We start from the raw sequence: 24336 nt of genomic DNA, 5'->3' as shown, positions 1-24336 counted from the left end.
CGTTCCACCGTGGGCCCGGGAGGGCCGCGCCACTACTCCACGCGGTAGTTCGGGGCCTCTTCCGTGATGATGACGTCGTGCACGTGGCTCTCCTTGAGCCCGGCGGACGTGATTCGCACGAAGGTGGCCTGGGTGCGCAGCTCGTCGATGGTGCGGCAGCCCACGTAGCCCATGCCACTGCGGATGCCGCCCAGCATCTGGTGGACGTTCATGCCGAGCGTGCCCTTGTACGGGACGCGGCCCTCGATGCCCTCGGGGACCAGCTTCACGGCCTCCACGTCCGACTGGAAGTAGCGGTCCTTCGCGCCCTGCTTCATGGCGCCCATGCTGCCCATGCCGCGGTAGCTCTTGTAGCTGCGGCCCTGGTACAGGATGACGTCGCCGGGAGCCTCCTCGGTGCCGGCGAAGAGCGAGCCGATCATCACCGTGCTGGCCCCCGCGGCGAGCGCCTTGACGATGTCGCCAGAGTACTTGATGCCGCCGTCGGAGATGATGGGGATGCCGTGCTTCTCCGCCTCGCGGACGCAGTCGTCCACCGCGGTGATCTGCGGCACGCCCACGCCGGCCACCACGCGGGTGGTGCAGATGGAGCCGGGGCCGATGCCCACCTTCACCGCGTCCACGCCCGCCTGGATGAGCGCGTGGGTGGCCTCGGAGGTGGCCACGTTGCCGGCGATGAGGTCGAAGCCGCGGAAGTTCTTCCGCGTGTCGCGCACCCCGTCCACCACGCCCTTGGAGTGTCCGTGCGCGGTGTCCACCACGATGACGTCCACGCCGGCCTTGATGAGCGCCTCGAGCCGGGCCTCGCGGTCCGGGGAGACGCCCACGGCGGCGGCGCACAGCAGGCGCCCCTTGGCGTCCTTGGCCGCGTTCGGGTTGGTGCGGCGCTTCTCGATGTCCTTGATGGTGATGAGGCCCTTCAGCTCGAAGTCCTCGTTGACGATGAGGAGCTTCTCGATGCGGTGCTCGTGCAGCAGCTTCTGGGCGTCTTCCTGGCTGATGCCCTCGCGGCCGGTGACGAGCTTGCGCGTCATCATCGCCTCCACCTTCTGGGTGAAGTTGGTCTCGAAGCGCACGTCACGGCTGGTGACGATGCCCACCAGGCGCCGGCCCTTCACCACCGGGATGCCGGACACGCCGTGCTGGCGCATCAGCTCCAGGGCGCGGCCCAGCGGGGCCTCGGGGTCGATGGTGACGGGGTCCACCACCATGCCGCTCTCGAACTTCTTGACCTTGAGCACCTCGAGCGCCTGCTGCTCGGGCGTCATGTTCTTGTGGATGACGCCAATCCCGCCCTCCTGGGCCATGGCAATGGCGGTACGGGACTCCGTTACCGTGTCCATGGCGGCGGACAGCAGGGGGATGTTCAGACGGATGTTGCGGGTGAGCCGGGTCGTCAGGTCGACGTCCTTGGGGACGACCGAGCTCTCGGCCGGAACCAGCAGGACGTCATCGAAGGTGAGGGCGAGCCGGATATCGGGGTTCAGCATGAGCGGCGCTCCCGGGGCGTGAAATACCCGCCGGGCACCAGCGCCTGCGGGTGCGGTTCCATACGAGGTACGCTGTCAGTGCGCAACTCGGAAGGGTTGTCTTTTTGACGCCCGTTCCCTCGGAGTTCGGGCGATAATCAGCAGGGTTTTCCCCTCTCGTCTGCAGGAACCCGCTTTGACGGAATCGAATCAGGCTGCGGTCGGGCTGGTCGTGAAGCTGCCCTTCGCGACGCCCGAAGAGTTCCTGGCGAAGTACGGCAGCAACGTCACCCGCGGCGGCATCTACCTGCGCGCCCGCGCGGTGAAGCCCCCCGGCACCGTCGTCACGCTCGACCTGAAGCTGGCGAGCGGAGAGCGGATCATCTTCGCCTCCGCCGTCGTCCACTTCGTCACCGGCCAGGGTGGGCAGGGCGTCACGGGCATGGGCCTGCGCTTCCTGAACGTGGATCCGCACACCCGGCGCTTCCTGGACTCGGCCGTCGTGGCGATGCCCCACGCCCAGTCGGACGCCCCTCCCGTCCCCAATGGCGTGGGAGCGGCTGACTACACCGTCCCACCTCCGGCGGCCGCCCCGGTGGCTGCTCCCTCCCCTGCCCCGGCTCCCGTCGCGACGGTGGGAGCCTCCCCGGCGGTCCCCTCGAGCCCGGGGTCGGCCCCCGGGGCGGTGGCCGGAACGCCCGGCGCGGGTCCCGTCATGATGACGGACGCCGCGCTGGAGCTGAACACGGAGGAGCCCAAGCGGGCGGGGCTCATCATCGGCATCGACCTGGGGACGACGAACTCCTGCGCGGGGTACGTGCGCAACGGGAAGCCCGGGGTGCTGCACAGCCGCGAGGGCCACAACACGGTGCCCTCCATCATCGCCGTCAACACGCGCGGCAAGCTCGTCGTGGGCCACCCCGCCAAGGGGCAGATGCTCACCAACCCCCGGCAGACGGTGTACGGCGCGAAGCGGCTGGTGGGCCGTGCCTATGCGTCGCCCGTCGTCGAGCACATCAAGGACCGCTTCCACTACGAGATCAGCCCCGGGGCGAACGGCGACGCGGGCGTGAAGCTGGGAGAGCGCGTCTACACGCTGCAGCAGATCTCCGCGCTCATCCTCCGCGAGGTGCGCGAGGTGGCGCAGAACCAGCTCGGGCAGCCGGTGTCCCGCGCGGTCATCACCGTCCCGGCGTACTACAACGACAACCAGCGCCACGCGGTGCGCGAGGCCGGGAAGCTGGCCGGGCTGTACGTGGAGCGCATCCTCAACGAGCCCACCGCGGCGGCGCTGGCGTACGGCTACGGGCGCAAGCTCAACCAGCGCGTGCTGGTGTACGACCTGGGCGGCGGCACGTTCGACGCGTCCGTGCTCGAGCTGAGCGACAACGTCTACGAGGTCATCTCCACCGGCGGCGACACGTTCCTCGGCGGGCTCGACTTCGACAACGCCATCGTCGCGTACCTCCTGGAGGAGTTCCAGAAGAAGACGGGCCGCCCCTTCCAGGGGGACCGTGTGGCCATGCAGCGCATCAACGACGCCGCCGAGCGCGCCAAGTGCGCCCTCTCCGAGCGCACGGAGATGCGGGTGCACGTGGCCTTCGTGACGATGATCGACGACAAGCCGTATGACCTCGACGTCACGCTGACGCGCGCGAAGCTCATCGAGCTGACCGAGGGACTCGTCGACCGCACCGTCCAGGTCTGCGACGACGTGCTCAAGGCGAAGGGGCTGGGGCCCAAGGACGTGGACGAGGTCATCCTCGTCGGTGGCCAGAGCCGCTTCCCGCTGGTGCACGAGAAGATCTCGAAGTTCTTCGGCAAGCCGCCCAGCAAGGGCGTGCACCCGGACGAGGCCGTGGCCCTGGGCGCGGCGCTGCTGGCGCACAGCCTGGGACAGCTCGAGGGCGTGGTGCTCATCGACGTGCTGCCCATGGCCATTGGCGTGGGGCTGCCGGGCGGGCGCTTCAAGCCCGTGATGGACCGCAACACCTCGCTGCCGTCGACCAAGAGCTACACCCTGACGACCCACCGCGATGAGCAGACGGAGCTGGAGCTCACGGTGTTCCAGGGTGACTCGGACAAGGCGGCGGACAACGAGTACCTGGGCACGCTGAAGCTCGCGGGGCTGCCCAAGCGGCCGCGCGGCGCGGTGCAGGTGTCCGTCACCTTCGAGGTGAACAACGAGTCGCTGCTGAAGGTGACGGCGCGCGAGGGTTCCACCGGCCGCGAGGTGTCCAGCACGTTCTCCACGCGCGACACGCCGGAGTCCGTGAAGGCGAAGTTGTCGCAGCTCGAAGCGGAGAGCGCACCCGCCGCGGCGCCCCATGCGGGCGCGGTGGCCACCGGCCCCGCGACGAGCGGCGCAGTTCCCGCGACACCTGCCGCGTCGAAGCACACGCCCGCACGCGGAACCACCCAGGCGCCGTCGCCCTCACACGCGGCGCCCTCCGTTGTCACCGCGCCGAAGCAGAAGGGCTTCATGGGCTGGCTCAAGGGCCTGTTCGGAAGGGCCTGAGCGCACGCTCGCCGAGGGGCCAGTAGCTCTGCTCCGTGCTCGTGTAAATCCCGAGCAGGCGTAACACTGTGACGACTCTGTCCAATCTTCAAACGTTGGCGCGGCCTGATATGAGGCGCCCCGTCTACAACTGGACGGAAGAGCGCCGCGCCAATGCCCTCGCACACCCCCCGAACCCTCAGCGACGTCCTGTTTCACCGCGCTTCCGGAAACAAGGCCCACGAGCGTCAGTACACGTTCCTCGGCGATTCCGACGGTGAAGAAGTCTCACTGAGCGCACTCGAACTGCACGAGCGCGCGCAGCGCATCGCCGCCGTACTGCAAGCGCGAGGGGCGGTGGGACAGCGGGTGTTGTTGCTGTATCCGCCGGGGCTCGACTACGTCGCGGGCTTCTTCGGCTGCCTCTACGCCGGCGCGGTGGCGGTGCCCGCGTATCCGCCGGACCCGGTGCGCCTGGAGCGCACACTGCCCCGGCTGCGCGCCATCATCCAGGACGCGGAGGCCACGGTGGTGCTCACCACCTCCGGCATCCTCGCGCTCGCGGACTTCGTCTTCGAGCAGGCGCCGGACTTCCGCGCGCTGCAGTGGCTGGCCACGGATGAGCTGCCCGCGGGCGGAGAGGCCGCGTATCGCGAGCCGGACGTGGGCCCGGACTCGCTGGCGTTCCTCCAGTACACGTCCGGCTCCACGGGCACGCCGAAGGGCGTGATGCTGTCTCACGCCAACCTGCTGCACAACCTGGGGCTCATCGCCAACGCGTTCCAGGTGCGCGAGGACAGCACGGGCGTCATCTGGCTGCCGCCGTACCACGACATGGGCCTCATCGGCGGCATCCTCCAGCCGCTGTACGCGGGCTTCCCCGTCGCGCTCATGTCGCCCATGTCCTTCCTCCAGCGCCCCATGCGCTGGCTGGAGGCCGTGTCCCGCTTCAAGGGCACCATCAGCGGCGGGCCGAACTTCGCCTTCGAGCTGTGCGCGCGCCGGGCGACGCCGGAGGAAGTCCAGGCGTTGGACCTGAGCTCGTGGGAGGTGGCGTTCTGCGGCGCGGAGCCCATCCGTGCCGCGACGCTGGAGCGCTTCGCCGAGGTGTTCGCCCCCAGCGGCTTCCGCCGCGAGGCCTTCTACCCGTGCTACGGCCTGGCCGAGGGCACCCTCATCGTCACCGGTGAGGAGAAGGGCCGCGTCCCGCGCGTGCACACGCTGGAGGACACCGCGCTCACGCGTGGCCGGGCCGTGCGCGCGGAAGCCGGCGCGGCGGGGACGCGGGAACATGTGGGCTGCGGCCTGACGCTGGCCGAGCAGCGCCTGCTCGTGGTGGACCCCGAGTCCCGCGTGCCCTGCGCGCCGGGCCACGTGGGGGAGATCTGGGTGTCCGGCGGGAGTGTCGCGCGGGGCTACTGGCGCAAGCCGGAGCAGAGCGTGGAGACGTTCCAGGCCGTCCCCGTCGGCGCGGAGGACGGGCCGAAGTACCTGCGCACCGGCGACCTGGGCCTGCTGCTGGAGGACGGTCAGCTCATCGTCACGGGCCGGCGCAAGGACCTCATCATCCTGCGCGGTCGGAACCTGTACCCGCAGGACGTGGAGTCCGTGGTGGAGCGCGCGCACAAGCGCGTGCGTCCGGGCGGCGTGGCGGCCTTCTCCGTGGAGACGCCCGCGGGCGAGGCGCTCGCGGTGGTGGCGGAGGTGGGCCGGGAGCTGGCCGAGGCCGCGGACCCCGCCGTGCTGGAGGCCCTGGCGGACACGGTGCGGCAGGCGATTGCGCGCGAGCTGGAGGTGCAGCCGCACACGATTGCGCTGCTGCCTCCGGGCGCCGTGCCCAAGACGTCGAGCGGGAAGATTCAGCGCTTCGCCAGCCGCGCGGCGCTCGTGTCGGGTGAGCTGTCCGTGCTGTGGCGCACGGACGCGGCGGTGTCACCGGCTTCCGCGCCCGTGCCCGCGCGGGAGCTGGAGACCCCAGCGCAGCCGACGCCGGCCATCGCGGAGCTCGAGCAGGCCCTGCGCGAGGAGCTCGTCGCGGTGCTCGGACCGGACGCCGCGCGGCAGGACGCGGAGGCGCCGCTCACGCGGCTCGGCATGGACTCGCTCGCCGCCGCGGACCTCCAGGGGCGCATCGAGAAGCGGCTCGGCCTGCGCGTCTCCGCCGCCGCCCTGCTCCAGGACTTGAGCCTGCGGGGGCTCGCGGAGTCGCTCTCCCGGGGTACCGGGGCTCCCTCGCTGCCGCCCCTCCGCCGTCGCGAGGACGGGGCTGGCGCCATCCCCGCGTCGTTCGCCCAGCAGCGGCTGTGGTTCATCCAGCAGCTCGAGCCGGCCTCCACCGCCTACCACATCCCCCTGGCCCTCTCGCTGCGCGGCCCGCTGGACGTCACCGCGCTGGAGCGGGCCCTGGCGGAGCTGGTGCGCCGTCACGAGGTGCTGCGCACCACCTTCAGCTCCCACAACGGCGAGCTGCTGCAGCACGTCCACGCGCCGGCCCCCGTGCCGCTGCCCCGGGTGGACGTGACGGACCAGCCGCCGGAAGCACGCCAGTTCGTGCTCGACAAGCAGGCCGGCCTCGACGGGCGGCAGTCGATGGACATGACCACCGGCCCGCTGTGGCGCTGCTCGCTGCTGCGCTTCGCGCCGGAGGACCATGTCCTCATCGTCTCCATCCACCACCTCATCGCGGACGGCTGGTCCGTGGGACTGCTGGTGCGCGAGCTGGCCGCCCTGCACGCCGCCTACTCGGAGGACCGTCCCTCTCCCCTGCCCGAGCCCGAGCTCCAGTACGCGGACTTCTCCGCGTGGCAGCGCACCCACCTCACCCCGAAGGCCCTGGGCAAGGAGCTGACGTGGTGGCGCCAGTCGCTCGCGGAGGCGCCGTCGCTGCTGGCCCTCCCCACCGACAGGCCCCGGCCGCCCCGGCTGTCCTTCCACGGTGCCCGTCGCTCCCGCCTCCTGCCCGCGTCGCTGATGACGAAGCTGCACGCGCTGGGCCGGCGCGAGGGCGCCACGCCGTTCATGTGCGTGGTGTCCGCGCTGTCGACCGTGCTGCACCGCTGGAGCGGCCAGTCCGACTTCGTGCTCGGCTCGGCCATCTCCGGCCGCGACGTCCCGGGCATCCGCTCGCTGGTGGGTGACTGCACCAACTTCGTTCCGCTGCGCGTGCGCCTGCCGGCCGAGGCCACCGTGACGGGCCTGCTCGCGGCGGTGAAGGCGAGCACGCTGGGCGCGCTGACGCACGGCCACTGCCCGTTCGACCACGTGCTCGCGGCGGTGCAGCCCGGCTCGCAGCGGCGCGAGCTGTACAACATCGCCTTCGTCCTCGACGACTACGACATCCCGCATGGCATGCCCGCGGGCAACGGCCTGACGGTGGACGTGTCGCTGCTGGACAACCGTACCACCGAGCTGGACCTGACCTTCGAGGCCGCCCACGGCCCGGAAGGCCTGCTCATCGGCTGCAAGTACGCCACGGACCTCTTCGACGCGGAGACCATCGACCGGCTGCTGGGCCACCTGGAGGTGGTCATCGGCGGCATGGTGGAGGCCCCGTCGCGGCGCCTCACCGAGCTGCCCCTGATGCCGGAGGCCGAGCACCAGCAAGTGCTGCACGCGTGGAACCCGCGCGTGGACGCGGCTCGCGACGGCACCCTCGTGGAGCGCTTCGAGGCGCAGGTGGACCGCACGCCGGACGCCATCGCCGTCAGCTTCGAGGCGAAGCACCTCACGTACCGGGAGCTGGACGGGCGCGCCAACAAGCTGGCCCATGTCCTGCTCCGCCACGGCGTGGGCCCGGACGTGCTCGTGGGCGTGTGCCTGGAGCGCGGCCTGGACCTCGTCGTCACGCTGCTGGGCATCCTCAAGGCCGGCGGCGCGTACCTGCCCATCGACCCGTCGTACCCGCGTGAGCAGCTCGCCTTCATGCTGGAGGACGCCCAGGCCCCCGTCCTGGTGACGCAGCCCTCGCTGGAGGACCGCGTGCCCGCGTCCGGTGACGCCGCCGTGGTGCGCATCGACGCGGTGTTCGAGACCGGCACCAGCGCCCCCCGGCCGCCCCGGTGCAACGCGCCGACGGACCTGGCCTACGTCATCTACACCTCGGGCTCCACCGGCCGCCCCAAGGGCTGCATGGTGCAGCACGACAACGTGGTGCGCCTCTTCACGGCCACGGACCCGTGGTTCAACTTCGGGCCCAAGGACGTGTGGACGCTGTTCCACTCGTACGCGTTCGACTTCTCCGTCTGGGAGTTGTGGGGCGCGCTGCTCTACGGCGGCCGGCTGGTGGTGGTGCCCTACTGGGTGAGCCGCTCGCCCGAGGCCTTCCACAAGCTGCTGGCCGACGAGGCCGTCACCGTCCTCAACCAGACGCCCACCGCCTTCCGCCAGCTCATCCACGCCGAGCAGCAGGCCGCGGCCCTGGGCGAAGTCCCGGCCCTGGCCCTGCGCTACGTCATCTTCGGCGGCGAGGCACTGGACCTGGCTGCGCTGCGCCCGTGGTTCGAGCGGCACGGCGACGAGCGTCCGACGCTCGTCAACATGTACGGCATCACCGAGACGACGGTCCATGTCACCTACCGACCGGTGCGGATGGCGGACCTGGACCGCCCGTGGTCCAGCGTCATCGGCTGCCCCATTCCGGACCTGCAGATCTACCTGCTGGATTCGTCCGGCCAGCCGGTGCCGGTGGGCGTGCCCGGAGAGATTCACGTCGGCGGATACGGCGTGGCGCGTGGTTACCTGCGCCGCCCCGAGCTGACCGCCGCGCGCTTCGTGGACGACCGCTTCGGGCCGGTGCCGGGCCGCAAGCTGTACCGCGCGGGAGACCTGGCGCGGCGCCTGCCCAACGGAGACCTGGAGTACCTGGGCCGCATCGACAACCAGGTGAAGATCCGCGGCTTCCGCATCGAGCTGGGGGAAATCGAGTCCACGCTCACCACCCACCCCTCCGTGCGCGAGGCGGTGGTGATGGCGCGCGAGGACTCGCCCGGTGACAAGCGGCTGGCGGCGTACCTGGTGCTGGGAGACCTGAAGGACGCGGGCCCGGTGGACCAGACGTCGCAGTGGAAGGCCGTCTACGACGAGACGTACACGGAGGGCTCGCGCAGCGAGGACCCGACGTTCGACATCTCCGGCTGGAACGACAGCTACACCGGGGACGCGCTGCCCGCCGCGCAGATGCGCGAGTGGGTGGACACCACCGTGCGGCAGATTCTCGCGCTGAAGCCCCGGCGCATCCTGGAGCTGGGGTGCGGCACGGGCCTGCTCCTGTACCGCCTGGCCCCGCGCTGCGAGGCGTACTGGGGCATCGACTTCGCGAAGCCGGCGCTGGACCGCATCGAGCGCCAGCGTGAGCGCCTGGGCGAGTCGCTCGCCTCCGTGAAGCTGCTGCACCGCTCGGTGGACGACCTCACCGGCATCGAGCCGGGCTCGTTCGACACCGTCATCTGCAACTCGGTGCTCCAGTACTTCCCCAGCGGGGACTACCTGCTCCAGGTGATTCGCGGCGCCGTGAAGGCGGTGCGCCCCGGGGGCCGCATCTTCCTGGGCGACGTGCGCAACCTGGCGCTGCTGAACGCCTTCCGCGCGTCCATCCGCCTGCACCGCGCGCCGTCGAACCTGTCCTCCGCGCAGCTGCTGTACCGCGTGCAGCGCGACGTGCTGGCCGAGGAGGAGCTGGTCGTTTCTCCCTCGTTCTTCACCGCGCTCGTCCAGCAGATTCCCGGCATCTCCCGCGTGGAGGTGCTGCCCAAGCACGCGCGCTATGACAACGAGCTGAGCCGCTTCCGCTACGAGGTCATCCTCCACGTGGGCGGCGCCGCGAGCGCGTCCGTCCAGCCCGAGTGGGTGGACGGCAGCGGCTTCAACCTGGAGGCGCTGCGCGAGCGGCTGGAGTCGAAGCCCGCGATGCTCGCCGTGCGACGGCTGCCGAACGCGCGTGTGGTGGATGACGCGCGCCTCGTCGACCTGCTGACGGGCTCGGGCCGGCCGCCCACCGTGGCCGCGCTGCGTGACGTGCTCCGGGACTGGCCGGGGCCTCGCGGCGTGGAGCCGGAGGACCTGTACGCGCTCGGAGGGGCGCTCGGGTACGAGGTGCGGGTGAGCTGGGCGTCGGCGTACGCGGACGGCTCGGTGGACGTGGTGTTCGCGCGCCCGGGTGAAGGCGCGGCCGTGGACCTGATGCCGGAGGCCCGGGAGCCGGCGGTGTCGCTGGAGCGGCTGACCAATGACCCGCTGCGCGGGGCCCGGAGCGCCCGCGAGGTGGCGCGCATCCGGCAGGCCCTGGTGGAGAAGCTGCCGCCGCACATGGTGCCCTCCGCCTTCGTGGTCCTGCCGTCCCTTCCGCTGACCCCCAGCGGCAAGGTGAACCGGGGCGCGCTGCCCGCGCCCGAGGCGGACCGGCTCGTCATCGAGGACGAGTACGTCGCCCCGCGGACGCCCGCCGAGGAGGCCGTGGCCCGCATCTTCACCGAGGTGCTCGGCCAGACGCGCGTGGGCGCGAATGACGACTTCTTCGCCCTTGGTGGGCACTCGCTGCTGGCCACCCAGGTGGTGACGCGGCTGCGCGCGCAGCTCAAGGTGGAGCTGTCCCTGCGCTCCGTCTTCGAGGCCCCCACCGTGGCCCGCCTCGCCGAGCGCGTCCAGGCGATGCAGGGCTCGTCGGCCCGGGTCTCCGCCGAGGCTCCGCCCCTGGAGCGGCTGCCGCGCGCGTCCGCTTCCGAGGACACGCTGGCGGTGTCCTTCGCGCAGCAGCGGCTGTGGTTCATGGAGCAGCTCCAGCCGGGACAGGCCGCGTACAACATCCCCGTGGCCCTGCGGCTGTCGGGCGCGCTGAAGGTGGACGTGCTGCGCCGCACCTTCGCGGAGGTGGTCCGCCGCCACGAGGCGCTGCGCACCACCTTCGTCTCCCGCGACGGTCAGCCCATGCAGCGCGTGCAGGCGGCTCCCGCCGAATGGACGCTGCCGGTGGAGGACCTGAGCGCGCTGGAGCCCTCCGCGCGCGAGGCCGCCGTGCAGCGGCGCCTGCGCGAAGAGGCCCACCGTGCCTTCGACCTGGAGCAGGGCCCGCTGCTGCACACGGTGCTGCTGCGCTCGGGCGCGGACGAGCACGTGCTGGTGCTGAACATGCACCACATCGTCTCGGACGGCTGGTCCATGGGCGTGCTGGTGCGCGAGGTGGCCGCGCTGTACGAGGCGCTGGCCCTGGGCCGCGAGGCCGTGCTTCCCGCCCTGCCCGTGCAGTACGCCGACTACGCCGCGTGGCAGCGGCGGGTGCTGGAGGGCGAGGCGCTCGCGTCGCAGCTGGAGTGGTGGCGCTCGCGCGTGCGGAACGTGCCGGCGCTGGAGCTGCCGACCGACTCCGTGCGCCCGGCCGTGCGCTCCCTGCGCGGCGCGACGCACTTCTTCACGGTGCCCCCGGCGCTGGTGGCCTCGCTGGACAAGGTGGGGCAGAGCCACGGCGCCACGCTGTTCATGGTGCTGATGGCCGGGTGGCAGACGCTGCTGGCGCGCTACTCCGGCCAGACGGACTTCTGCGTCGGCACGCCCGTGGCGCACCGCACGCGCCCGGAGCTGGAAGGGCTCATCGGCTTCTTCGTCAACACGCTGGCGCTGCGCTGCGACCTCGCCGGTGACCCGACCTTCACCGGGCTGCTGGCCCGCGCGCGCGAGGAGTCCCTGGGCGCCTTCGCCCACCAGGACGTGCCCTTCGACCGGCTGGTGGAGGCGCTCGGCGGCGAGCGGGACCTGTCCCGCACCGCGCTGTTCCAGTCCCTCTTCGTGCTCCAGAACGCGCCCATCCAGCCGCCGTCGCTGCCGGGCATGCGGGTGGAGCTGCTCCCGAGCGCCACCGAGACGTCCAAGTTCGACGTGACGCTGTCGCTCATGGAGCGCGACGGGGCCCTGGAGGGCCAGCTCGAATACAGCCTGGACCTCTTCACGCAGGACACCGCGCGGCGCATGGCGGAGCACTTCCAGCGCCTGCTCCGGGGCATCGCCGAGGACGCGCAGCGGCGGCTCAGCGAGCTGCCGCTGATGGGCGAGGCCGAGCGCCAGCAGGTCCTCGTCGCCTGGAACGACACGCACACGGACTTCCCGTCCGACACCACCGTGCACCAGCGCTTCACCGCGCAGGCCCTGCGCACTCCCGACGCCGTGGCCGTGTGCTTCGAGGGCCGCACCCTCACCTACGCGGAGCTGGACGCGCGCTCGAACCAGCTCGCGCGACACCTGGTGTCGCTGGGGCTGGGCACGGAGCCGCGCATCGGCGCGTGCTTCACCCGGAGCCTGGAGCTGGTGGTGGGCCTGCTGGGCATCCTCAAGGCGGGCGGCTGCTACGTGCCGTTGGACCCGGCGTACCCGGCGCAGCGCCTCGCGTACATGTTCGAGGACTCGGGCATCGCCGCGGTCCTCACGCAGCAGGCGCTGGTGTCCGTGCTGCCCGCGGGCTCGCGGCCCGTCGTGTGCCTGGACTCCGACTGGGAGCTCGTGGCGCGTCAGCCCGCGCACGACGTGGCGGGCCCGGCCCTCACGGACAGCCTCGCGTACGTCACGTACACCTCCGGCTCCACAGGCATGCCCAAGGGCGTGGCCATTCCGCACCGGGGCGTGCTGCGCCTGCTGTTCGGCACGGACTTCTGGAAGCTGGGGCCCGACGACGTCGTGCTCCAGGTCGCGCCGCTGAGCTTCGACCCGGCCACCCTGGAAATCTGGGGCACGCTGCTGCACGGCGCGCGACTGGTCCTCTCCCCCGCGTCCACGGCCGACGTGGCGGAGCTGGCGCGGCTCATCACCGAGCACCGGGTGACGGGCATCGTCCTGGCGACCGCCCTGTTCGACCTGATGCAGCAGCACCAGCCGGAGGTGCTGGCCCGCGTGTCCGAGCTCGTCGTCGGCGGAGACGTGATTCCCGCCGCGCGCGTGCGCGAGCGGATCGCGCAGGGCGGCAGCGTCGTCAACGGCTACGGCCCCACGGAGGTCACCACCGCCACCACCATCCACCGGCTGTCGCCCGGTGATTCCGTTGGTGACTCCGTCCCCATCGGCCGGCCCATCGCCAACACGCAGGTCTACGTGCTCGACGAGGCGCTGCGCCCCGTGCCCGTGGGCGTGCCCGGTGAGCTGTTCATCAGCGGCGAGGGCCTGGCCCGCGGCTACCTGGGCCGCCCCGCGCTCACCGCCGAGCGCTTCCTGCCCCACCCGTTCTGCTCCACTCCGGGGGCGCGGCTGTACCGCTCGGGAGACCGCGTGCGCTGGCTGCCGGACGGCACGCTGGAGTTCCTGGGCCGCATGGACTCGCAGGTGAAGGTGCGCGGCTTCCGCATCGAGCTGGGCGAAGTCGAAGCCGCCCTGCGCGCGCACACCAACATCAGCGAGGCCGCGGTCGTGGTCCGCGAGGACGTGCCCGGCGACAAGCGCCTGGTGGCCTACGTCGTGCCCGCGGACGCGGACGTCGCGAGCCTGCGTGAGTCCCTGCGCGAGCGCCTGCCCGAGTACATGGTGCCGTCGGCCTTCGTGCCGCTCGCGGCCCTGCCCCTGTCGTCCCACGGCAAGGTGGACCGCAAGGCCCTCCCGGCGCCGGCCGCCTCGGGGGCCTCGGCGGACTTCGCCGAGCCCCAGTCGCCTCGGGAGCAGCAGCTCGCCGCGCTGTTCCGCGAGGTGCTCCGCGTGGAGCGCGTGGGCCTGCACGACGACTTCTTCCTCCTCGGCGGGCACTCGCTGCTGGCCACCCAGGTGGTGACGCGGCTGCGCGCGCAGCTCGGCGTGGAGCTGCCCCTGCGCGTGTTCTTCGAGGCCCCCACCGTGGCCCGCCTCGCGGCGCGCATCGACGCTGTCAAGCCCGGGGCCGCGCTTCCGCCCCTGGAGCGGGTGTCCCGCGCGTCCGGCGATGCGCTGGAGGTCTCCTACGCGCAGCAGCGGCTCTGGTTCATGGAGCAGCTCCAGCCCGGACAGGCCGCCTTCCACATGCCGGCCGCGCTCAGCCTGCGCGGCCAACTGAACGTAGACGTGCTGCGTCGCACCTTCGCGGAGGTGGTCCGTCGCCACGAGGCGCTGCGCACCACCTTCGCCACGCGTGACGGCCGGCCCGTGCAGGTCGTCCATGCGGCTCCGGCCGAGTGGGCGGTGCCCGTGGAGGACCTGGGCGCGCTGGAGCCCGCCGCGCGCGAGGCCGCCGTGCAGCGGCGCATGAGCGAGGAAGCGCACCGCGCCTTCGACCTGGAGCACGGCCCGCTGCTTCGCACGGTGCTGCTGCGCTCGGGCGCGGACGAGCACGTGCTGGTGCTGTGCATGCACCACCTCGTGTCGGACGGCTGGTCCATGGGCGTGCTGGTGCGCGAGGTGGCCGCGCTGTACGGGGCCCTGGCGCAGGGGCGCGAGGCGGTGCTGCCCGCCCTGCCGGTGCAGTACGCGGACTACGCGGCGTGGGAGCGGCGCTCGCTGGAGGGCGCCGCGCTGGCGCCGCAGCTGGAGTGGTGGCGTGCCCACCTCCAGGATGCTCCGGTGCTGGAGCTGCCCACGGACCAGGCGCGGCCCGCGTCGCGGAGCCTGCGCGGCGCCACGCACTTCTTCAGCCTGCCGGCGGGACTCATCGCCGGACTGGAGAGCGTGGGCCGGAAGCAGAACGCCACGCTGTTCATGGTGCTGATGGCCGGGTGGCAGGCGCTGCTGGCGCGCTACTCCGGCCAGACGGACTTCTGCGTCGGCACCTCGGTGGGCCACCGTGAGCGGCCCGAGCTGGAAGACCTCATCGGCTTCTTCGTCAACCCGGTGGCGCTGCGCTGCAAGCTCGATGGGGACCCGACCTTCGCGAGCCTCATCAACCGCGTGCGCGAGGAGTCCCTGGGCGCCTTCGCCCACCAGGACGTGCCCTTCGACCGGCTCGTGGAGGCGCTCGGCGGGGAGCGGGACTTGTCCCGCACGCCGCTCTTCCAGACGCTCTTCGTCCTCCTCAACATGCCGCTGGAGGCGCCCTCGCTGCCGGGCCTCGACGTGCGCCTGCTTCCGCTGGCCACGGACACGTCCCGGTATGACCTGACGCTCGCGATGACGGAGCGCGGGGGCGTGCTGGAGGGCCAGCTCGAGTACAGCCTGGACCTCTACACGCCGGACACGGCCCGGCGCATGGTGGAGCACCTCCGCGTGCTCCTGGAGGCCGTCGCCCAGGGCGCCGCCGAGCAGCGTCTCAGCGAGCTGCCGCTCATGGATGAGCGCGAGCGGCACCAGGTCCTCGTGGCCTGGAACGACACCCGCGCCGACTACCCGGCGGACGCCACGGTCCACGCCCTCTTCACCGCGCAGGCCCGGCGGACTCCCGAGGCCGTGGCCGTGGAGCACGAGGGCCGCACCCTCACCTACGCCGAGCTGGACGCGCGCTCGAACCAGCTCGCGCACCACCTCCGTGCGCTCGGCATCGGCGCCGAGTCGCGCGTGGGCGTCTGCCTGCACCGGAGCCTGGAGCTGGTGGTGGGCGTGCTGGGCATCCTCAAGGTCGGCGGCGCCTACGTGCCGTTGGACCCGTCGTACCCGTCGCAGCGCCTCGCGTTCATGTTCGAGGACTCGGGCGTCGCCGCGGTCCTCACCCAGCAGTCGCTGGAGGACGAGCTGCCCGCGGGCTCGCAGCCCCTCGTGTCCCTGGACTCCGAGTGGGAGCGGATTGCCCGCCAGCCCGCGCACCCGGTGGACGTCACCGTGGGCCCGGAGCACCTCGCGTACGTCACGTACACCTCCGGCTCGACGGGCACGCCCAAGGGCGTCGCCATCCCCCACCGGGGCGTGGTGCGCCTGCTCATCGGCTCGCGCTTCGTGAACCTGGGGCCCGGCGAGGTGGTGCTCCAGCTGGCGCCGCTGGCCTTCGACGCGTCCACGTTGGAGCTGTGGGGCGCGCTGCTGCATGGCGCGCGGCTGGTGCTCTACCCGCAAGGGACTCCGGACCTGGCGGAGCTGGGGCAGGCGCTCGTCCGGCACCAGGTCTCCGTGCTCTGGCTGACGGCGGCCCTGTTCGACCAGATGCAGCAGCACCAGCCGGAGGCGCTGGCGCGTGTGCCGCAGCTCCTCGCGGGTGGCGACGTGCTGCCGGTGCCGCGCGTGCGCGAGCGGCTGGCGCGGGGCCAGTCCCTCATCAACGGCTACGGCCCCACGGAGAGCACCACCTTCACGGCGACGCACCGGCTGTCGCCCGGTGAGGCCGTGGGTGACTCCGTCTCCATCGGCCGGCCCATCGCCAACACGCGGGCGTACGTCCTGGACGGGGCGCTGCGCCCCGTGCCGGTGGGCGTGCCGGGTGAGCTGTTCATCGGCGGCGACGGCCTGGCCCGGGGCTACCTGGGCCACTCCGCGCTCACCGCCGAGCGCTTCGTGCCGAACCCGTTCTCGACGACTCCGGGCGCGCGGCTGTACCGCTCCGGGGACCGGGTGCGGTGGCTCTCGGACGGGACGCTCCAGTTCCTGGGCCGCGTGGACTTCCAGGTGAAGGTGCGGGGCTTCCGCATCGAGCTGGGAGAGGTGGAGGCCGCGCTGCGCCTGCACTCCGCCGTGGCCGAGGCCACCGCCGTGGTGCGCGAGGACGCGCCCGGTGACAAGCGGCTCGTCGCGTACGTGACGCCCGCGGACGTGGACACCGGCGCGCTGCGCGAGCACCTGCGCCGGCACCTGCCGGAGTACATGGTGCCCTCCGCGTTCGTCGCGCTGGCATCGCTCCCGCTGTCGCCCAACGGCAAGGTGGACCGCCGCGCGCTGCCGGCGCCGGACCTGTCGCCCGCGGACGCCGGATCCACGGACACAGGCTCCCTGCCCCTCCTCCAGCAGCAGCTCGCGGCTCTGTTCCGCGAGGTGCTCCGCGTGGAGCGCGTGGGCCCGAACGACGACTTCTTCGAGCTGGGCGGCCACTCGCTGCTGGCCACGCAGCTGGTGACGCGGGTCCGCGCGCGGTTCGGCGTGGAGCTGCCCCTGCGCACCCTGTTCGAGGCCCCCACGCTCGCGCAGCTCGCGGAGCGCATCGAGGCGCTCCTCCTGCACGCGTCCCGCACGGAGATGCCGCCGCTGCTGCCCGTGCCGCGTGACGGCGCACTGCCGCTCTCCTTCGCGCAGCAGCGCCTGTGGTTCCTGGAGCAGCTCCAGCCGGGACAGGCCGTCTACAACGTCCCGGTCGCCCTGCGGCTGACTGGCGCCCTGGACGTGGAGGTGCTGCGGAGCACCTTCGCGGAAGTGGTGCGCCGTCACGAGGTGCTGCGCACCACGTTCGCCATGCGCGACGACCAGCCCGTGCAGGTCATCAACCCCGCGCCCGCGCGCTGGGCCCTGCCGGTGGAGGACCTGCGCGCCCTGGACGCGTCCACGCGTGACGCCACCCTGCGCAAGCGCATGGCCGAGGAGGCCCACCACCCGTTCGACCTCACCACCGGCCCGCTGCTGCGCACGGTGCTGGTGCGCACGGGTGAAGCCGAGCACGTGCTCCTGCTGTGCATGCACCACATCGTCTCGGACGGCTGGTCCATGGGCGTGCTGGTGCGCGAGGTCGCCGCCGTGTACTCGGCCCTCCAGGAGGGCCAGCCGTCTCCGCTGTCCGCGCTGCCGGTGCAGTACGCGGACTTCGCCACGTGGCAGCGACGCTGGGTCGGGTCCGAGGGCATCCAGGCCCAGCTCGAGTCCCTGAAGTCGCGCCTCCAGGGCGTCCCCACGCTGGAGCTGCCCGCCGAGTCGGGCCGGCCGGCGACGCGGACGCTGCGCGGCGCCAACCACTTCTTCACGCTGCCCGAGGAGCTCATCCAGGCGCTGGAGAAGGTGGCCCGTGAGCAGGGCGCCACCCTCTACATGGTGATGCTGGCCGCGTACGAGACGCTGCTGTCGCGCTACTCCGGCCAGGACGACTTCGCCGTGGGCAGCCCCATTGCCCACCGCACCCGGTCCGAGCTGGAGCCGCTCATCGGCTTCTTCGTCAACACCCTGGTGCTGCGCGCGCGGATGGAGGGAGACCCGACCTTCGCGGAGCTGGTGGACCGCGTCCGCGAGTCCGCGCTGGCCGCGTACGTCCACCAGGACGTGCCCTTCGACCGGCTGGTGGAGGCGCTCGGCGGCGAGCGCACGGAAGGGCGCGCGCCGCTCTTCAACGTGATGTTCGCCCTGCAGAACGCGCCCATGCAGCCGCCGTCGCTGCCGGGCGTGCAGGTGGACCTCATGCGGAGCGTCACGGACACCGCGCGCTTCGACCTGAGCCTCTCGCTCATGGAGCGCGGCGGGGCCCTGGAGGGCGCGCTGGAGTTCAGCCTGGACCTCTTCTCCCCGGCCACCGCCGAGCGGCTGGCCCGGCACTTCCGCGTCCTGCTGGAGGCCGTGGTCCGCGACGCGAAGGTCCGCGTCAGCCGCCTGCCGCTGATGGACGAGGCCGAGCGCCACCAGGTGCTGGTCGCCTGGAACACGACGCCGCCCGCCGTGTTCGGGCCGGAGTCCATTCCGTCCCTCTTCGAGTCCCACGCCCGTCGCGCGCCCGGCGCGGTGGCCGTGGAGCACGAGGGCCGCACCCTCACGTACGGAGAGCTGGACGCACGCGCGAACCAGCTCGCGCGATATCTGGTGGCCCTGGGGCTGAAGCCCGAGGCGCGCGTCGCCCTGTGCGTGGAGCGCGGGCCCGAGCTGCTCGTGGGCATGCTGGGCATCCTCAAGGCCGGCGGCTGCTACGTGCCGTTGGACCCCGCGTACCCCCGCCAGCGCCTGGCCTTCATGCTCCAGGACTCGGGCGCCGCCGCGGTGGTGGCGCAGCAGTCCGCGCTGGCGTCGCTGCCCGAGCATGGACAGCCCACGGTGTGCGTGGACTCGGAGTGGGCGCTCATCTCCCGCCAGCCCGCGACGGCGCTGTCGGGCGTGTCCGTCCAGCCGGGGCAGCTCGCGTACATCCTCTACACCTCGGGCTCCACCGGCACGCCGAAGGGCGCGGGCGTGGAGCAGGCCTCCGTCGTCAACCTCGTCCGGGACACGAACTACATCCGCCTGACGCCGGAGGACTGCATCGCCCAGGTGGCCACGCCGTCATTCGACGCGGCGACGTTCGAGCTCTGGGGCGCGCTGCTCAACGGGGCGCGGCTGTCCATCATCCCGCGTGACGTCACGCTGTCCCCGCCGCGGCTCGCGACGAAGCTGCGCGAGGTGGGGGCCACCACCCTCCTCCTCACCTCGGCCCTCTTCAACGAGGTGGCCCGTCAGCAGCCGGGAGCCTTCAACCCGCTGCGCAACGTCCTCTTCGGCGGCGACGCCGGAGACCCGCGCGCCGTGCGCGCCGTGGTGGGCGCGGGCTTCCGGGGACACGTGCTGAACTTCTACGGCCCCACCGAGGCCACGGTCGCCGCCACCGTCCACTCCTCCGCGGGGCTCGCGGCGGACGCGGTGTCGGTCCCCATCGGCCGGCCCCTGTCCCGTGCGCGCGTGTACGTGCTCGACGGCAACGGTGAGCCCGTGCCCACGGGCGTCATCGGCGAGCTGTTCATCGGCGGCGAGGGCGTGGGCCGTGGCTACCCCGGCCAACCCGCCCTCACGGCCGAGCGCTTCATCCCGGACCTGTTCAGCCCCACGCCGGGGGCGCGCCTGTACCGCACGGGCGACCGCGCGCGCTGGCTGGCGGACGGGACGCTCGACTTCGCGGGCCGCGTGGACGCGCAGGTGAAGGTCCGCGGCTTCCGCATCGAGCCGGGAGAGGTGGAGTCCGCCCTCAAGGCCCACCCCACCGTGCGCGAGGCGCTGGTGGTGGTGCGCGAGGACGTGCCCGGTGACAAGCGGCTCGTGGCCTACGTCACGGGCTCGCCCGCTCCGGACGCGGCCACCCTGAAGTCCTTCCTGGCGGAGCGGCTGCCCGCGCACCTGGTGCCGTCCGCCTTCGTCGCACTCTCCGCCCTACCCCTCACTCCCAACGGCAAGCTGGACCGCAAGGCCCTGCCGGCACCGGACACCACCATGGCCTCCACGTCCGCTCCCGCCGTCCCCGAGCGCCTCACCCCGTTCCAGCAGCGCGTCGCCAGCATCTTCCGCGAGCTGCTGCGCGTGGAGCACGTGGGCCTGCACGATGACTTCTTCTCCCTGGGCGGACACTCGCTCCTGGCGACGCAGCTCATCTCCCGCCTGCGGTCCACCTTCCAGGTGGAGCTGCCCCTGCGCGCCCTCTTCGGCGCACCCACCGTGGCGCGCGTCACGGAGTTCGTCGAGGAGCAGTTCCTCGTCCGCACCTCCGAGCCGAAGACGCCGCCGCTGCGGCCCGTGCCTCGCGACGGGGAGCTGCCACTGTCCTTCGCCCAGCAGCGCCTGTGGGTGCTCGACCAGCTCCAGCCCGGGAGTACCCACTACAACATGGTGGGCGCGCTCCGGCTGGACGGCACGCTGGACGCCGAGGCGCTGCGCCGCGCGCTGGAGCACCTCGTCGGTCGCCACGAGGCCCTGCGCGCGACGTTCGTGATGAAGGAGGGCCAGCCCGTCCAGGTCATCCAGCCGCACGCCGCCTGGACGCTGCCCGTCACGGACCTGGAGTCCATGCCCGCGGAGTCGCGCGAGGCGGAGGCCCTGCGGCTGTCCACCGAGGAGGCCAGCCGGCCCTTCGACCTGGGCGCGGGGCCGCTGCTGCGCTCGCGGCTGTTGCGGCTGGACGCGGAGCACCACGTCCTGCTGCTCGTCATGCACCACATCGTCTCGGACGGGTGGTCCATCGCCGTGATGATTCGCGAGGTGGCCGCGGGCTACGAGGCCTTCGCCTCCGGCAAGGCGCCCATGCTGCCGTCGCTGCCGGTGCAGTACGCGGACTTCGCCGCGTGGCAGCGTGGGTGGCTCCAGGGCGACGTGCTCGCGCGTGAAATCGAGTGGTGGAAGGAGCAGCTCGCCGGGGCGCCTCGCGTCCTGGACCTGCCCACGGACAAGGTCCGGCCCGCGGTGCGCACCCCGCGCGGCGCGCTCCTGCCCGTCCACCTCCCCCGCGAGCTGGTGGTGCGCCTGCTCACCCTCGCGCGGCAGGAGGGCACCACGCCCTTCATGGCGCTGCTCGCCGCGTGGCAGGTGCTGCTGGCGCGCTACAGCCGGCAGGAAGAGGTGCTCGTCGGCTCGCCCATCGCCGGCCGCCGCCAGGGCGAGCTGGAGGGGCTGGTCGGCTTCTTCGTCAACACCCTGGTGCTGCGCGGCCGCGTGCGGCCGGAGGACTCGTTCCGCGCCCTGCTCGGCCAGGTGCGGGACACCACCCTGGCAGCCTTCGAGCACCAGGACCTGCCCTTCGAGAAGCTCGTCGAGGAGCTGAACGTCTCGCGCGACATGAGCCGCACCCCGCTGGTGCAGGTCATCTTCGCCCTGCAGAACGCCCCCACCGAGGAGCTGCGGGCACCGGGCATCACCATGCGCCCGCTGGAGGTGGACAACGCCACCGCCCGGTTCGAACTGGGCCTCCTGCTCTCCGAGGCGCCCGACGGGCTGCGCGGCGTCATCGAGTACAGCACCGACCTGTTCGAGGCCGCCACGGTGGCCCGCCTCGCCGGCCACCTGCGCACGCTGCTGGAGGCCGCCGTCACCACGCCGGACCGGCCGCTGGCCACCCTGCCCCTCCTCACGCCCGAGGAGCGCCACCAGCTCCTCGTCGGCTGGAACGACACCACCCGTCCGTACCCCGACATCACCATCGCCGAGGCCATCTCGCGGCAGGCCACGCTGCGCCCCGACGCCATCGCCCTGGAGTGCGGCGACCAGCGCGTCACCTTCGGGCAGTTCGAGGCGCGGGCCAACCGGCTGGCGCACCTGCTGCGCTCGCACGGCGTGGGCCCGGACACCCGGGTGGCAGTGAGCCTGGAGCGCGGCATCGAGCTCATGGTCTCCCTGCTGGGCATCCTCAAGGCGGGCGGCGCGTACGTCCCGTTGGACCCGGCGTACCCGGCGCAGCGGCTCGGCTTCATGCTGGAGGACGCGCGGCCCCGGCTGCTGCTCACCTCGCGGGCCGTGCGTGAGCAGCTCCACCTGCCGGAGGCGTCGCTGCCCTGCCTCTTCGTGGAGGAGCTGGCGCTGGAGTCGCAGCCGGCCACGCCTCCCGAGTCGGGCATCGGCCCGCGCCACGTCGCCTACGTCATCTTCACGTCGGGCAGCACGGGCCGGCCCAAGGGCGTCGCCGCCGAGCACCGGGGCGTCCTGCGCTTCGCCCATAGCGAGCCCTACGTCAGCGCCGGCATGCGGGAGACGGGCCTGCTCGTGGCGCCCATCTCCTTCGACGGCTCGGTCATGGAGATGTGGCTTCCGCTGCTGCACGGCAGCCGGCTCGTCATCCTCCCCGCGAAGGCGATGCCCAGCGACCTGGACACGCTGGGCCAGGTGGTGGAGCGCCACGGCGTCACCTTCATGCACATGTCCGCGGGCCTGTTCTCCCAGCTCGTGGAGCACCGGCCGGACATCCTCCGCCGGCTGAAGGTCATCCACCAGGGCGGAGACGTGCTCTCCGTGCCGCACGCGCGCGTCGCGCTGGAGACGGTGGGCCGCCCCGTCACCAACGGCTACGGCCCCACCGAGGTCACCGTCGTCGCCACCGCCTTCACGATGGACCGGCCCGAGCAGGTGGGTACGTCCGTCTCCATCGGCACGCCGCTCGGCAACACGCGCGTGTACGTGGTGGACGGGCACATGCAGCCGGTGCCCGTGGGCGTGCCGGGAGAGCTGCTCCTCGGCGGCGACGGCGTGGCCCAGGGCTACGTGTCGCGCCCGGCCCTCACCGCCGAGCGCTTCATCCCGGACCCGTTCTCCACCGCGCCCGGCGAGCGCCTCTACCGCACGGGCGACCTCGCCCGCTGGCGGGCCGACGGGCAGTTGGAGTTCCTGGGCCGCCTCGACTACCAAGTGAAGGTGCGCGGCTTCCGCATCGAGCTGCCCGAGGTGGAGGCCGCCCTGCGCGCCCTGCCCGCCGTGCACGAGGCCGCCGTGGTGGTCCGCGAGGACGGGGCCGGCGAGAAGCGGCTGGTGGCGTACGCCATGCCCCGCGAGGGCCAGTCGCTCGACACGGCCACGCTCCGCACGGAGCTGCGCCAGCGGCTGCCCGAGTACATGGTGCCGTCCATCTTCGTGACGCTGCCCGTGCTGCCGCTCAGCCCCAGCGGCAAGGTGGACCGCAAGGCGCTGCCCGCGCCGGACGCCGCGTCCACCGGCCGCCTGGGCCGCTTCGTGGAGCCCTCCAATCCGCTGGAGCAGCAGATTGCCGCGCTCTACGCGAGGGAGCTGGGCGCCGACCGGGTCGGCGTCCACGACCACCTCTTCGAGGAGCTGGGCGGCACGTCGCTGTCCGTGGTCCGCATCGCCGCGCGCCTGCGCGAGGAGCTGAAGCGCGAGCTGCCCGTGGTGTGGCTCTTCGAGCACCCCACCGTCCATGACCTCGCCGCCCGCCTGGAGCGCGAGGCCGCGGGCACGGCCGTGCAGGAGCCCGCGCCCGGCCACCGTCCGCGTGACACCCGGCCGGCCGAGAAGGGCTCGGGCTCCATCGCCATCATCGGCATGGCGGGCCGCTTCCCCGGCGCCACCTCCGTGCAGGAGTTCTGGCGCAACCTGCGCGAGGGCATCGAGTCCATCTCACGCTTCTCCGCCGACGAGCTGGAGCACATGCCGGGCCTGCCCGACGGCATGGAGCTGTGGCAGCACCCGAACTTCGTCCCCGCGGCCGGCGTGCTGGAGGACGTGGACCGGTTCGACCACGCCTTCTTCGACATGTCCCTGCGCGAGGCGCAGTGGATGGACCCGCAGCAGCGCCTCTTCCTCCAGTGCGCCTGGGGCGCGCTGGAAGACGCGGGCATCGACCCGGAGCGCTTCCCGGGGGCCATCTCCCTCTACGCGGGCGCCACGGACTCCGGCTACACGGACGCGGTGCGCGCCACGATTCCGCTGGATGGCGCCGCCATCTTCGAGCTGTACGGCACCGCGACGCACGAGAGCCTGGCGACGAAGACGTCCTTCAAGCTGGGGCTCACCGGTGAGAGCACGCTCGTCTACACCGCGTGCTCCACGGGCCTGGTGGCCGTGCACCATGCCTGCCAGAACCTGCTGGCCGGGCTGTCCGACGTGGCGCTGGCCGGCGCGACGCGCATCACCGTGCCGCAGCGCACGGGCTACGTGTACCAGGAGGGGATGATCTTCTCCCCGGACGGGCACTGCCGCGCGTTCGACGAGAAGGCGCAGGGCACCATCGGCGGCAACGGCGTGGCGTCCGTGGTCCTCAAGCGGCTGGAGGACGCGGAGCGGGACGGCGATGCCATCTACGCCGTCATCCGCGCCACGGCGACCAACAACGACGGCCGCCACAAGTCCGGCTTCACCGCGCCCAGCGTGCAGGGCCAGTCCGCCGTCATCACCCAGGCCATGTCTCGGGCCGGCGTGGAGCCGAAGGACATC

Annotated in this window: 3 protein-coding genes (1 of these 3 cut by a window edge); 2 read left to right on the top strand and 1 reads right to left on the bottom strand. The window is 72.4% G+C overall.

Annotation, left to right across the window (positions count from 1 at the left end):
* Positions 1 to 32 precede the first annotated feature (32 nt).
* On the bottom strand, positions 33 to 1490 hold the full coding sequence (gene guaB / locus ACX9TP_RS24345; RefSeq protein ID WP_482973006.1) for an IMP dehydrogenase: 1458 nt from the start codon (positions 1488 to 1490) through the stop codon (positions 33 to 35).
* A 175-nt stretch (positions 1491 to 1665) separates the two neighbouring features.
* Between guaB and ACX9TP_RS24340 the strand changes: the two genes are divergently transcribed.
* Positions 1666 to 3987 carry a TIGR02266 family protein gene (locus tag ACX9TP_RS24340; RefSeq protein WP_482973005.1) on the top strand — a complete coding sequence of 774 codons (2322 nt, stop codon included), beginning with the start codon at positions 1666 to 1668 and terminating at the stop codon, positions 3985 to 3987.
* A gap of 153 nt (positions 3988 to 4140) precedes the next feature.
* Positions 4141 to 24336 carry the 5' end (the start) of a non-ribosomal peptide synthase/polyketide synthase gene (locus ACX9TP_RS24335; RefSeq protein ID WP_482982123.1) on the top strand. The gene runs 22953 nt beyond the window's last position, so the window shows 20196 of its 43149 coding nt (coding positions 1–20196); it begins with the start codon at positions 4141 to 4143; its stop codon lies off the right edge, out of view.

This window comes from Pyxidicoccus sp. M15, assembly GCF_056858435.1.
The sequence above is the reverse complement of the archived record's forward strand: the minus strand, read 5'-3'. Positions and strand labels throughout refer to the sequence as shown.

What these genes read in the sequence shown, in the direction of transcription:
- guaB (WP_482973006.1), bottom strand. Translation starts at nt 1,490, where the DNA reads ATGCTGAACCCCGATATCCGGCTCGCCCTCACCTTCGATGACGTCCTG.